This window comes from Bradyrhizobium sp. 134 (assembly GCF_023074155.1).
In the GTDB taxonomy this organism is placed as follows: Bacteria; Pseudomonadota; Alphaproteobacteria; order Rhizobiales; family Xanthobacteraceae; genus Bradyrhizobium.
This window is the reverse complement of sequence record NZ_JADPKX010000004.1, coordinates 12,641-25,418: the sequence shown is the minus strand read 5'-3', so window position 1 is coordinate 25,418 and position 12,778 is coordinate 12,641. Positions and strand designations below refer to the sequence as shown.

At 58.3% G+C, this 12,778-nt stretch carries 11 protein-coding genes; 1 reads left to right on the top strand and 10 read right to left on the bottom strand.

Annotation, left to right across the window (positions count from 1 at the left end; translation table 11 throughout):
- Window positions 1–187: 187 nt before the first annotated feature.
- The 10 genes from IVA75_RS00730 to IVA75_RS00685 form a co-directional block, all read right to left on the bottom strand.
- Window positions 188–1,162, bottom strand: a complete 975-nt coding sequence (locus tag IVA75_RS00730) for a nodulation protein NodZ (RefSeq protein ID WP_026232960.1) — start codon at window positions 1,160–1,162, stop codon at window positions 188–190.
- 198 nt (window positions 1,163–1,360) lie between these two features.
- A complete protein-coding gene (locus tag IVA75_RS00725) occupies window positions 1,361–3,367 on the bottom strand; it encodes a carbamoyltransferase (protein ID WP_247289254.1) in 2,007 nt (668 codons plus the stop codon).
- A gap of 190 nt (window positions 3,368–3,557) precedes the next feature.
- Window positions 3,558–4,346 carry an ABC transporter permease gene (locus IVA75_RS00720; protein WP_026232959.1) on the bottom strand — a complete coding sequence of 263 codons (789 nt, stop codon included), beginning with the start codon at window positions 4,344–4,346 and terminating at the stop codon, window positions 3,558–3,560.
- Between the two features lie 3 nt (window positions 4,347–4,349).
- On the bottom strand, window positions 4,350–5,264 hold the full coding sequence (gene nodI, locus IVA75_RS00715; RefSeq protein WP_018455479.1) for a nodulation factor ABC transporter ATP-binding protein NodI: 915 nt from the start codon (window positions 5,262–5,264) through the stop codon (window positions 4,350–4,352).
- A gap of 4 nt (window positions 5,265–5,268) precedes the next feature.
- A complete protein-coding gene (gene nodU / locus IVA75_RS00710; RefSeq protein ID WP_018455478.1) occupies window positions 5,269–6,981 on the bottom strand; it encodes a nodulation protein NodU in 1,713 nt (570 codons plus the stop codon).
- 11 nt (window positions 6,982–6,992) lie between these two features.
- Window positions 6,993–7,622, bottom strand: a complete 630-nt coding sequence (gene nodS, locus IVA75_RS00705; RefSeq protein WP_018455477.1) for a nodulation methyltransferase NodS — start codon at window positions 7,620–7,622, stop codon at window positions 6,993–6,995.
- Window positions 7,623–7,644: 22 nt separating this feature from the next.
- Window positions 7,645–9,003 (bottom strand): chitooligosaccharide synthase NodC, encoded by a 1,359-nt coding sequence (nodC, locus tag IVA75_RS00700; RefSeq protein WP_247289252.1) that lies wholly within the window; start codon window positions 9,001–9,003, stop codon window positions 7,645–7,647.
- Between the two features lie 14 nt (window positions 9,004–9,017).
- A complete protein-coding gene (gene nodB, locus IVA75_RS00695; protein ID WP_018455475.1) occupies window positions 9,018–9,677 on the bottom strand; it encodes a chitooligosaccharide deacetylase NodB in 660 nt (219 codons plus the stop codon).
- Window positions 9,674–10,306 carry a NodA family N-acyltransferase gene (locus IVA75_RS00690; protein WP_018455474.1) on the bottom strand — a complete coding sequence of 211 codons (633 nt, stop codon included), beginning with the start codon at window positions 10,304–10,306 and terminating at the stop codon, window positions 9,674–9,676. The genes nodB and IVA75_RS00690 overlap by 4 nt, the downstream gene beginning before the upstream one ends.
- On the bottom strand, window positions 10,303–10,719 hold the full coding sequence (locus IVA75_RS00685) for a response regulator (RefSeq protein ID WP_247289263.1): 417 nt from the start codon (window positions 10,717–10,719) through the stop codon (window positions 10,303–10,305). The genes IVA75_RS00690 and IVA75_RS00685 overlap by 4 nt, the downstream gene beginning before the upstream one ends.
- 442 nt (window positions 10,720–11,161) lie before the next feature.
- On the opposite strand from IVA75_RS00685, the gene IVA75_RS00680 reads away from it, so the two are divergent.
- Window positions 11,162–12,106, top strand: coding sequence for a LysR family transcriptional regulator (locus IVA75_RS00680; RefSeq protein ID WP_018455472.1), 945 nt, complete (start codon window positions 11,162–11,164; stop codon window positions 12,104–12,106).
- Window positions 12,107–12,778 lie beyond the last annotated feature (672 nt).

Sequence of the window (12,778 nt, the reverse complement as noted above, 5' to 3'; positions counted from 1 at the left end):
ACGCTTCTCAGGCGTTCGCCCTGCCACCGCACCGCATCCATGGTAGTGCGCCGGTCAGCCGTCGCTTGCGGGACGGAAGTCGCCATCCAACGTTCCTGCGACACGTTGCGAAACTCGACCGTGTCGAAGCCAGCAGTATCAGACCGATGATCTAGCCCGTCATTGTTCAGGCCGACATTCTGGCGCTTCAGGAAGCCGCGAAATGCTCGTATGGATTATCGATCAGGGTCAAGCGCTCCGGATTGCTCTGGTCGAATTCAATAATCCGTGGCACGAGCAGACGGGCATAGCGCGTGAAGGCGCTGGTGGGGGGAAAGCGGATCACGGTAGCGCACCGCGCAAGAAGATACATGTCGATGAGAGCGGAAGCTCCACCTTCAATTCCCATTTCCGCACTATGCAACGGCCCTGCCCGATCGGCCTGGAAACGTTTTGGTACGGCGAAGACATCGGGAAACAGACCCGATAGGCGATCGAGCACCTGTGCACTGTCCGTGCACAGGAAGACCTTTACAGGCTTTGGATATGGCAAAGCCTTGGCTTTACGGATTGCCATGCAAACCTGACGAAGGGCGAGCTCCGAATCGGCCCAGTACGGCGCATGCTCCATGATATCTTCGCCATTGCCGTGCCGAACATGAACGCCAATGATGCTATGGCCGCTAAAATGTTCCTCATACAAGGCGTCGATCCGCGCTTGAATCTCAGACCTGAGCTTGATGTTCCGAAAGATCAGTCGTTCGGCTGCCTCGCCACAACGCCACATTAGGCAGGCGTCACAGACAATGGTGTTGGCTTCGTTATCTTCTCTCGCCTGGAACAGCTCGGTCAGTTCGTCACGTTCTCGGAAGATCTGCTCATCCGGACGATTGATGCAGTCGATCGACGGCCTATTCCACCACCGCGGGAAGAACGGTCCGGGAAACGAGAGCTGGTTGATCCGGTCATCGCAAATCACCGGTACCCCAGCGATGTCCTCAACCGGCTCGAAGAACACCGGAAAGGCGTTGCTGAACGGTCGGTCGATGTAGCAGGAACCGCGCCAGTCAACGACGAGCGTCCGCCCGGTCCGCTGCGCGTACGACCAGGCCGACGCCAATGACCAGAGGCAGTCACCGAAGCCGGTACGCCTCCGAGAAATAACAAAGCGTTCCTTGGTCAAGTTATCAAACCCTTCTCGTTGTGCAAGATCAGCTTTGTGTGGCGCACCTAGCATCTGCGATTCCGATCCACGCCAGTGGACGGCTGGTCACCGGGACGCAAGGCGATCAACCCGCAACCCTCCTCCACGGCACCGCGCTTGGGAGGTCATGCGAGAGGCCTCCAAAGAGCCCTCTTCCGCATTGCTCACCTTTTGCAATCACGCAGTCGGTGACGGATGCAGCCGTATACGGCGGAGATCCCAGAGCCCACGCAGTTCGTTCACGAGAGCTTCTCGCCTAGTCCTGTCAGAGGTGACCCTGGCGAGAAGATCGGCAAGAACAGCTTCCTTCTCAATTTGCATCAGCATGTCGAACAGGTCATGCGAGACGCGCACGCTCTCCTGGCTGCAGTGACCCATGCGGATCTCGCAGACTGTCTCCTGGCGTTCTCGGCCCGCATGAGCGCGAACCCGGTAAAGAGATACATGGGGCGGCAGTGATACAGCGAGTGCAGTCCAGCTTTCGAGCGTTGTCGCCCGCTTTTTGACGAGGAATGAACCGATTACAAGGCCATCCAGCTCGGTTGACAAAAACGCCGTAATCGCATCGGCAACGGAATCTACGATCGGTTCGGCATTGTTGTTGAACGACGTGTTAAGCAAAATCGGGACGCCTGTCCGGCTCTTGAACGCATTGATGAGTTCCCAATAGGCGGCATTGTTCGTGCGGGAAACCGTCTGCAGCCGAGCCGTACCATCGATATGCGTGATCGCGCCCAGCAAAGCACGCTTGGATTCCCGCACGCGAACGACGAAATTCATGAAGGGGTATTCTGCGCGACCATCCGGCAACTCAAAGAACGCGCCCGCATCCTCCTCCAGAACTGATGGTGCAAATGGTCGATAACTCTCGCGCTTCTTGACCATCGCATTGATCCGGTCCTTGTTCGCCGCGGGCCTCGGGTCCGCAAGAATACTACGGTTGCCGAGCGCACGAGGGCCGAACTCCGATCGGCCCTGCACCCACCCGATCACGGCGCCATCAACCATCCACTCGGCTGCTCTGGTTGCGACGTCAGCGGTCCGTTCAAACTCGAGGTGTCCGGCCCATCCCTTCAGTTCCTTTTCGATGCTATCGTCGCTGCCGACATCTGGCCCCCAATAAACCGCCTGTAGCCGCTCGCGGGGCGCAGGCTGCCCGGCCTCGTTCGACACCATCAGCGCCGCGCCCAATGCGCATCCGGCGTCATGCGCAGCCGGCTGCACGAAGATGTCTTCGAACAGGCCTGAATACAGGAGTTTTCCGTTCAGCGTGCAGTTATGGGCCACCCCGCCAGCCAGGCACAACCGTTTCATTCCGGTCGACTCACGGTAATGCCGCAGAATGTGAAACACGATCCGCTCCAGCGCCTCCTGCAACGATGCGCTCACATCTCGATGCTGTTGGGTGAACGGCATTCCCTTTCGCCGGACCTCGATATTGTGCAGTAATGCTGGGCCGATACGTTCGAGGTGAACGCGGTAGCCACCGTTTGCGCAGAGCTCATAGAATTGGGAAAAGAGCTCGCGATAGCGTGCGGGATCTCCGTAAGGAGCCAGTCCCATAACCTTATACTCGTCGAACAGGCCGTAGCCGAGATATCGGATCGTCTCCAGATAGAACAGTCCGAGAGAGTTATTCTCTGGAAATGTCATAAGCTCGGTCATTTCGCTGCCTGACCCGACAGCCAAGAGACCCGACAGGAAGTCGCCACAACCGTCGATCGCGAGGACCAGGCTATCTTCAAAACCCGACATCGCCAGAGCGCTCACGGCGTGGGCCTGATGGTGGCCTACGAATGACACCCGGGAAGGATCAACTTGGGTACCGAACTCCGTGGCTAGAAGGTGCCGTAGCAGCAGATTCGCATCTAGGGGAATTGAGATTTCCGGTTGTGAGATGAACAACCGTTCGAGCATTGCATTGCAATAGGCTTCAGTAGCGTAGAACGCAATACGATCGACGTCGCGAAGCTCCACACCCGCGGCTGCAAGACAGTATTCGATCGCACTGCTCGGGAGCTTGTTTGAATGTTTGATCCGGTTAAGGCGCTCCTCTTCCACGGCAGCGATCACGCGCCCGTCCTTGACAAGTACCGCGGCGCCGTCGTGCAGAAACGTGCCCGGCAGCCCAAGGGGGTTTTCATAGACCCTGTCGAGGCCGCCACTCAATCCTAGACACAGCATCTTGTTCTCCGTTAATCCTGAGAGGCCTGTTGGCCTATTTCGTATCGCTTGCTTTGGGAGTAGGCCGCGCGAGGCCGATCAGGCATCGCTAGCTGACGAGACGCATATAAGCGTCGCACGCGATTGGAAATTCGCTAAGCCCGATATCTCATCTCGCACACGCGATGCTTCGCTTTAGATCTTATTCCTCTCACCGCATCAGGCGCTGCCGAAGGAGCACGGCCGAGACGAGGAAGGGAACTGCTGCGTAGATGCAAAGTGCGCCCACATGCAATCCGACGCTGTCAACCGGTCGACCAAGCATTGTTGGACGAATGAGATCGACCGAATGACTCAGCGGCAATAAGGCCGCGATGCGTTGAAATGAACCGGGCAACTGGCTCATTGGGAAGATCGTCCCGCTTAAATACATCATGGGCGTAAGAATAAGCGACTGGTAGAAGATGAAATAGTCGTGGCTCGGTGCAAGTGCTGAAACGACCATTGCGAGGCTCGCGAAAGTAACGCCAGTGAGGGCGATGGCTGGTAACGCATAGGGAATGGATGACCACTCTGCGTAACCCAGCGCGACGGCCACAATCGTGATCGCGGTCCCGGCGAGCAAGGCCTTGCTCGCTGCCCAGGCCACTTCACCGAGGACAATGTCGCCGAGCGTAAGGGGCGTACAGAGCACTGCCTCCCAGGTGCAATTTGTCTGCATGCGAGCGTAAGCCGCATAGATCGTTTCGAAGGTTGCGGAGACCATCGCGCTTGTGGCAACCATTCCAGCCGCCAGAAACGAGATGTATGAGGTGCCCTCAACACCACCTATGATCATTCCAAGGCCAAAACCGAGACCGAACAGAGAGCTCATCGGCTCGGCCAGATTCCCAAGAACCGATGCCAGAGCAACTTTCCGCCAAACCAGAAAATTGCGGCGCCATACCGCCATCCAGTTCCATGGATTAGCAGGGAGTGCCGGCGCAAAACGTTGCCACATCGTTCAGTCCTTTATCTCTCGCCCGGTTAGCCGCAAGAACACATCCTCCAGATTTGGAGGACGCTGCAGAAAGCGCAGATCCGTGCGGTTGACAAGCCGGAGGCGCACCTGCTCTGGATCCGTGACATAGCAGAACAGCGTCTCCCCGCTCACCTCAGCGCGCTGCACTTGGGGTCTGACCAGCGGCAGCAGTTCGTGCGGGTTACCGCCGTAAATCTCGATCACTTGGCAGCCGATCTGCTGCTCGATCAGCGCGCGAGGCTGACCTTCGGCGATCTTACGGCCGTGCTCGAGCACGCACAGGCGGTCGCACAATCGCTCCGCCTCTTCCATGAAGTGGGTGGTGAGAAGGATCGTTTTGCCGCGCCCTAATAACGAGCGCAAGCGTTCCCAAATCAGGTGACGGCCGTGCGGATCGAGGCCGGTCGTCGGCTCATCAAGGACCAAGAGCTGCGGATCGTTAATGAGGGCCCGTGCCAACGTCAGGCGTCGCTTCATGCCGCCGGACAGTTCGGCGACTCGCGCGTCCGCCTTGTTCTCCAGGCGTGCGAATTCGAGCAGTGACGGCGTGACCGCTTCCACCTCAGCCGCGCTCATGGCGAAGTAGCGCCCGAAAACGAGCAAGTTTTCGCGCACCGTGAGCTGAAGATCAAGGTTATCGAACTGTGGGACAACCCCGATCCCCCGGCGCGCCAAGCGCGCCCGCGCCGGCACTGGCTCGCCGAGCACGCATATCTTACCTGCGTCGGGCGATGCAACACCCAGGATCAAACGCGCAAGCGTGCTTTTACCCGCGCCGTTTGGTCCCAGCAGACCGAAGCACTCTCCCGGCGAGACCGTAAACGAAAGAGCGTCCACGACGACCCTGTCGTCGTAGAACTTGCTCACCTGGAAAAGGTCGACTGCCGCGGTTGACATCTGCTTACGCCATCGCGACGGACGTTGTTCCCGCCGCTTCCCCGCTTGCGCGCTTTTTTGTCCAAAGCAGGCCGTCACACCATACGTGATCGACGCGTCCCCACTGGCACGCGGCGGCAGCATCCGGGAAAAAGCCGCGTCCATGCAGATTGGCGCTGGTATTGCAAAGCAGCGGAATGGCTGTGAGCTTCTCGTATTCGACGAGAAGCTCGGCCACTTTATGCTGGGAGGTTCTAGAAACGGTTTGTAGACGAGCAGATCCATCGAGATGCACGACGGCGGGAATTTTGTCCCGCCATTCTGGTCGCGTCTGGTGATCGAACAGCATGTACGGATCGGGTATTCCAGGGCTAAAAATCTCCGCGGCACGATCCTCCAGGCATATCGGCGCTACCGGCCTGAAATGCTCACGAAGTTTGACATCGTTGAGATGATCTTTCATTCCTTCCCAGCTCGCAGCCGCGAGAATGCTTCTGCCACCCAAGGCTCGCGGCCCGAGCTCGGCACGCCCGGCAAGGAAGACCACGGGCTTGTCGCAAGCGAGGATTGCCGCAAGTTGGCCCATAGTGCAGGGCGCGCCCTCCCATTCGGGCGGGACTTCGCTGGGACGCACGGCCGGTCCGCTGTAGACCGACCATTCCAGAGCTCTAAAGCCTTGCTGTGCCGCCAATGCAGAGCAAGCAGCACCAATGGCTGAGCCGCTGTCGTTCGGAAAGGGCGGCACCCACACGAAATCGAACAGGCCTGTCGCACGAAATGCACTATTCCACTTAATATTCAGGCCACAGCCGCCGGCTATGCAGAGGTTACGCGCCCCCGCAAGATTCGAATGCCGCTCCACCACATCAGCAATGGTGCGAACCAGCAGACGCTCTAGAAACACGTGAAATGACGCAAGGACGTCTTGGGCCTGTTTTTCCTTCAATCGCATTGCGCACGCATCGAAGAAGTCGTGCAGAGCTTCAAGTGGCGATTGTGAGCTGTTGATCTCTTCAAGCTCGGGACAAGCACCCTCAGCATCCGTGGCAAAGTGCGCCTCATAAAGTTCATGAAACGTCTTAATACAATCCTCGTCGGGCGATCCCAGTGCGATATAGGCCATCAGCTTGCCGGCAATACCGAGATCCCAGCTGGTCCGGTCTGCCCGCCTGTAAGGTCCAAAGTGGTGTCCTGCCGTCGCATAGGCGTGACCTATTATCGGAAACAGGCACTCGATGAACCGGATGCCGTGGGGCTCTACATAGTAGAGGCGCGGAAACATGCAGCCGTCCCACACCAAGCAGAAAGCAGATTGTCCGGATTTGGCAAACGAGCTGGCGCAGTATGCGGATGCTACGTGCCCGGTAACATGGGGATAGCTTTGATAGGGATATAGCTTCCCATCAAGCATGAGGCCGATCCGATCGCGGGACGTCAGGGGGCTATCGCCTTGCCGTTCGACATACGGCGCGCCCTTGAGCTTGATGGTCGTCGTCCCACTAAGGACTTCAAACTGTGACTCGAACTCTCCATCCCAGCCATCAATGACGAACTGATCAACATCGCTCGGATCCAGCCCGTGCTCCGCCAAGGCGTCAACAACGGCATCCAGGTTGTCGATGGTTTGATAACGCGGATTGTTGTTCAGCTTCTCCTGTTCGACACAAAACACCACCCGGCCGTCCTCGATCAGAGCGACTGCCCCGTCGTGCGTCAACTTGATACCGCAGATGCGCATAGTAGGTCCTTTCAAGCTCGGCCGTTAGAACAAATCGAAGATCGCTCCGGATTGCGAAAGCGGACCAACAAGCAGTCTTCGTCAGCCGACTGCCCCTGGCACTGCACGCGTTCGACCTCAATGAGCGCTTCAGCCAACATCGTGATGACTGTCTCGGCGCCAGCGACATGCCCCCATCGCCTGCAGGTGGCATCACGTGCAGATCCGAAGACCAGGTGCCCACCTGGAGCAAGCATCTTCACCAGCTTGTCGATTGCGGTACGCATCCGTGTCATGTCTTCGAGATAGTAGAGAACTTCGGCGACCACGATCAGATCGAACAGCTCTTCGGTCGAGAACTGCAGAATATCGGTCGCCGCCCAGCTGATATGCGACCACCTCTTGGTCCGCTGGACCGCTCGACCGATCGCTCGCGGCATAACATCGATGACCGTGAGCCGTTTGCAGTGAGGAGCAAGCTTCTCTGTGAATGCACCGGCCGCGCACCCGATCTCGAGGCCGGTTGAGACGGCGCCGTTCGACAGCGATAGTCGTAGCAATTGGGTGTGACGCTCACGTTCGAACGGATTGTCGTCAAGCCGCCACGGGTCATCGTTGGTCAGCTCCCGTTGCAACGATTGATATGTCTTGTCCACGCTCACCACTAAATCCCCTACAAAGCTGTCAGTCAGTCGCGGCGGCAATGCCATCAGACGCGATCAGCTGCGAGGAAGCGCGCGAAAGACCTGCCCCGCGAATTGAGCCTGGCGCTTCCGATCCCGGGTTAAGGCTTGGTCCATTTGTCGCGTCTTCGATCGAGGCCTTCGACTCATCGACGTCTGATGATTTCGCTACTTTGCGCGAGAGCCAGTCGCTGTTGCTCAAGGTACAGAGCGCATAGCCTTTCATCGGGAGCAGGAGGAAGATGTTGATAGGCGTGTGCAGCGAGAAGCCGATAAATCGAAGCTCGCCGGCACGAAGGGCCGCCACGCTGCATCGAACCATGGTCATCGCGACGATGGTCAGACCGGTCCACCAGGGTACGGTGCCGGTGAGCGCGAGCTGAGCGAGCGCGGCAATCGATGAGATGGCGAGCAGCAGCGGCCCGAGGTTCTGTCCGAGCACGTCGAGCGTAAGGTACCGGTCCAGGCCGGGCAACAGGTGCAAACCCAGCAGCGTATCGCGGTAAGTGCTCCGCGCCCAGCGGAGCTGTTGCCGCAGATAGGGCAAGAGCCTGTCCGGGACCACCGTGGCGGCGATGGCGTCCGGAACGTACTCGGTTCGAAACCCTGCCTTGAGCATGAGGATCGTCAGATGGCGGTCCTCACCGAAGTCGCTCGGCTTTCCTCGGAAGAACTGCGTCTCGTACTGGTCCAGCAGCAACAGCAGCGCGGAGCGGCGGTACATGGCACACGGCCCGCAGCAGCACATGACGGCACCAAAGCGCGTCTGAGCCGCGCGCTCCTCGTTGCAAGCCAACCAGTACTCCATGTCGATCAATCGGGTCAGCCAGCTGTCGTTCCGGTTGCTGGCCATCAATTGCCCCATGGCCGCGCCGACGGCTGGATCCTGCATCTTGCGTACGAGTTTGCTGACCACGTCGCTGGCGATTTCCGTATCGGAATCGACGTTGAGCACGAGATCGCCGAACGACCGGCGTATCGCTGCGATCTGCGCCTTACGCTTTCCAACGTTACTTGGCAGCAGAATGACGGTGAACCTCGGGTCATACGCGTAGCTCCCATGGACCGGGGCCACTGCAGCGACATTTGCAGAGCCGTCATCGACCACATACACCTGCAATCGCCCTGGGTAATCCTGGCTTGCGAGAGATTTCAGGCAGGCCGCCAGCGTGCGCGGATCCTCGTTGAAGCAGGGCACGATGATATCCACGCTGGGCAGAGCTGCGCTCTCGACGAGGTCGTACGGCGGCAGTGAGGCGTCGGTTCGCAGCGCATAAAGCGCCTGCGCGGTCTTATGGACGCTGGAGAGCAACGCGTAGGAGGCAACAGCAGCGGTGCTGATGGTGGCAAGCAGGCTCATGTGATTTGATCTATTCAGTGAGTTTGAGGAAGCGACCGGATTGCAAATCCAAGGTCATGCAGTGCTGGAATGAGCTGGGCGAGCGCCGTCACGGTCTGGTCGCGCCGACTAGAGTGAGGGCAGCGTTTCAACTCGTCGGGAGGGCACCCGTCGTGCAGGAGCACGATTGCTCCCGGCCGGACCGAGGCCAGCACCGCGGCAACAATCGCCTCGCCGCCAGGACGAGACCAGTCTTGCGGGTCCACTGACCAGTGCAGGGCTGCCAGTTCGGCCTTCGCCGACACGGCGAGGGCCTCCTTGGTCCAAGTCCCATACGGCGCACGCATGTGCCGCACAGAGGCTCGCGGGCAGGCCATTCCGATGACCTTGTTCGTCGTTAGGATCTCGTATTCCACCTCATCCGGCATGCATTTGGATAAATCCGGGTGCGTCATTGTGTGGTTTGCGAGTTCGTGGCCTTCTGCAATGATGCGCTGGATCAGCTCCGGCTGGCCCGCTGCATATGCACCAATCACGCAGAAAGTGGCGGGGGCCCGATGCTGCGCCAGCACATCCAGGATAGCCGGCGTGCAATGCGGGTTGGGACCATCATCAAACGTCAGATAGACACAGCGCTCTCCGCCCGAGTCGGCGCAGTCGCTCCGCGCTTCAGTCTCGTTGTCTGCGGACGTCACAGTTCTGGCCCGTTCCGTTCAATCATCTCACCGGCCGGCCATTCGCTCATTGGCCTCGCAATCGGCAGAACGAGGCCGACCACGTCCTCCACGCGCGTCGGAGGCACAGTGAGATAGATATCCGGACGAGCGGACCGGACACGGAGCCCTGGCAGAACAGTCGCTAATCCCTGTCGCCCGAGCAGCCTGGTAATATGTTTCTGCAGGGCAGATCGGACCGTGCCAAAACCGAACGGCACCCCAAGATCTCGCAATACGGGATACATCACGCGGATGGAGTGGCTGATGCCGAGCCCCTCGAGATCCGGGCGCACCCCGTACAATCCGAGTTCAGCCACAAGCAGATCGACCTCACCCACTTTTATGAAGCGGCGCAGTGCGCCGATGTGAATCGCAACACCACGATCATCGTAGCCGATTGCGCGAATCTCAGGCCTTGCGCCGGCCCAGCTTCGATGACCTTCAAAGGGCTTTGCATTGAATGCCCCGGTCGGACCATAGGTCTTCCGGAAGAAGTCGGACAACTCAATATGGTCAGCAAGTTGAAGCTCATTCTCCCAGCACAGCCTCCAACGAACTGGAGGGCGCGCCGAAGCACCTCGTGTGGATCCGGGCGCGATCATTTTCATAGAGAGTAATTCCTATTCATTATCTGGCTCCTGACGCACGCCAGCAGTTCGCTACGCTCGAAAGGCTTGCTCAAAAACTGGAGTCCAGTTTGCAGGACTCGCCTCATATCGTTTTCGAAGCTGTCTGTGAGCAGAACGGTGGGAATCGCGCGTCCGGATGCAGCCAGATGATGGAAAAGCTCAAAGCCACTCATCACGCTCGACTGCATGTCCGCGATCAAGCACGACGTGATCAAACGGCGGCCCGATTTCAAGAACTCGTCTGCGCTCTCGAAGGGTTCGGGTACGTAACCCGCCGAAAAAACCATATCTGTCAGATCTTCACGCACTGACCGATCTGCATTCACAATGGATACGACGTCGAGCGTGTGCGCAACTCGCATCAGATTCACGAAGGACGGCTTCGCTTGCATGTTCGGCACGATTTCTCCGCAGCAAGGACGCAATCGGATGCGACCAAAACACATTTGGCACCCGCAACCGAAGGGGTCCAACTGGAGGGAAATCTACGGTCAGGTTAAGCGTTCGCTCAATTCTACAGCGGTACACGGCCGGTATAGAATGGGTTGGCGAAGCCATACGATGGTTTGCTCGTCCTATACGCCCACGCACATTTGCGGATCCCCACCGTGCTAGCTCGCCGAGATAGGACTTGCGCAACACGCGCGAAACTGCGACCGCACGGTCCAGATGTCTTGATCGATCCCTGGCGCTGGGCTGAGACGCGCTACGATTTGTAACCATTCTGATAGATCTGGCATCTCGCTAAACTATCCTTTGCTATCCTCAGTCGGTACAAATGGTAAAATCGATTGTATCGATAGAACACATTCACACGGTGGATCACTCAAGATTATGCGTTTCAAGGGCCTCGATCTGAATCTCCTCGTCGCGTTCGACGCCCTGGTGACGCAAGGCAATCTCACGGCGGCGGCAAGAAGCATCAACCTCAGTCAACCTGCCATGAGTGCTGCCGTCGCGCGGCTTCGCACTTACTTTCGCGATGAGCTATTCACGATGAGGGGTCGGAAGCTTGTCCCAACGCCGCGGGCTCAAGCGCTCGCAGCCCCAATTCGCGAGGCTCTCGCTCACATTCAGCTCTCCATCATTTCTCCGGAGGGCTTCACTCCGTCTCAATCGAATCGGCGATTCAGGATCATCCTGTCCGACTTCATGACTGTCGTGTTTCTTCGAAGAATCGTGGACCGCGTCGCGCGGGAAGCTCCGACGATCAATTTCGAGTTGCTGCCGCCCTTAGAGGAACCCGATGAACTTCTCCGGCGCGGTGAAGTCGATTTTCTCATGTATCCGGAGATGTTCATGTCGAGTGCGCATCCCAAGGCGGCACTGTTCGAGGACACGTTCGTTTGCGTGGGCTGCCCCATGAACAAGCAGCTGGCGCCGCGACTTACGTTCGAGAAGTACATGTCGATCGGGCACGTGGAAGCCCGGTTCGGGGGCTCCCTGAGGCCCTCCTTTCACGAATGGCTCTTGCTCGAGCATGGTTTCAAGATACGCACCGAGGTCGCAGTGCAGGGTTTTGGTATGATTCCGCCTATGTTATTGGGCACCAACCGTATAGCGAGTATGCCCTCAAGACTGGTCAGCCATTTCGCAGACACGATGCCCCTGCGGGTCATCGAACCTCCGCTGCGACTTCTCACATTCACCGAGGCCGTCCAGTGGCCGGCCATTCATAATACTGATCCTGCAAGCATTTGGATGCGCAACATGTTCTTGCAAGAGGCATCCATGATGGTCTCTCCGTCCGAGACCAACCAATGTCACGGCCCGTTCTAGCATTGTTCGGCCGTTTACGATCTAATCTCGGTTAACCAGATCTACGCCAGGCTCGAGGCTTCGGTCCTCGCTGGTGTTCGGATTGGCGCGTTTGAGCGTAGTTTGATCGGGTCGGCCGCGCTCTTGATCTCGCGCTGGCGTGACGATCTTGCGCTTCATACAGCTCGTTCGGCGGCGCTCCGACTGACTTGCCTGACACGACGGCTGCATCGCACTGTTCTACATGAGCTGAGGCTCAGAGCTCGCGAAATGATCCGGCCAGTCAGATGAACGAAATCAGGCCTTGGCACTAAAATCCCTCGAATCGTACACCGCGTCAGGTTGTAGACTAAGACCTGCGATCGAGGCTGCAAACGTGGACACTGGCAGGCACCCACACCGCTCTTAACCTGCCGGTGGGCATTCTCCTTGCCGTCTACTCTCCCGGTGATCGCAGCAGCAATGCCAAAGCACCACATCGGATCGGTGGGTGCAGGTCATCCTTTCGGATCGCGACAGTGGTGTTATTCGAGAGTGTCGTGGCGCGTCGCGCGCGGGATGCTGCCGCCGTTAGTCCCGAGTTGCGGCCCGTCACCGCTGACTTCGAAGAGCTACTTCGGTGCGGTAACATGATTTGCCAATCTTACCCAAAGCATCTATGTCCAGCGCTCGCACGCCAAAGCGATACTGTTC

Coding starts and splice junctions, on each gene's coding strand:
- IVA75_RS00725 (WP_247289254.1), bottom strand. CDS start 3,367: ATGCTGTGTCTAGGATTGAGTGGCGGCCTCGACAGGGTCTATGAAAAC.
- IVA75_RS00720 (WP_026232959.1), bottom strand. CDS start 4,346: ATGTGGCAACGTTTTGCGCCGGCACTCCCTGCTAATCCATGGAACTGG.
- nodI (WP_018455479.1), bottom strand. CDS start 5,264: ATGTCAACCGCGGCAGTCGACCTTTTCCAGGTGAGCAAGTTCTACGAC.
- nodU (WP_018455478.1), bottom strand. CDS start 6,981: ATGCGCATCTGCGGTATCAAGTTGACGCACGACGGGGCAGTCGCTCTG.
- nodC (WP_247289252.1), bottom strand. CDS start 9,003: ATGAGCCTGCTTGCCACCATCAGCACCGCTGCTGTTGCCTCCTACGCG.
- IVA75_RS00690 (WP_018455474.1), bottom strand. CDS start 10,306: ATGAAAATGATCGCGCCCGGATCCACACGAGGTGCTTCGGCGCGCCCT.
- IVA75_RS00685 (WP_247289263.1), bottom strand. CDS start 10,719: ATGCAAGCGAAGCCGTCCTTCGTGAATCTGATGCGAGTTGCGCACACG.
- IVA75_RS00680 (WP_018455472.1), top strand. CDS start 11,162: ATGCGTTTCAAGGGCCTCGATCTGAATCTCCTCGTCGCGTTCGACGCC.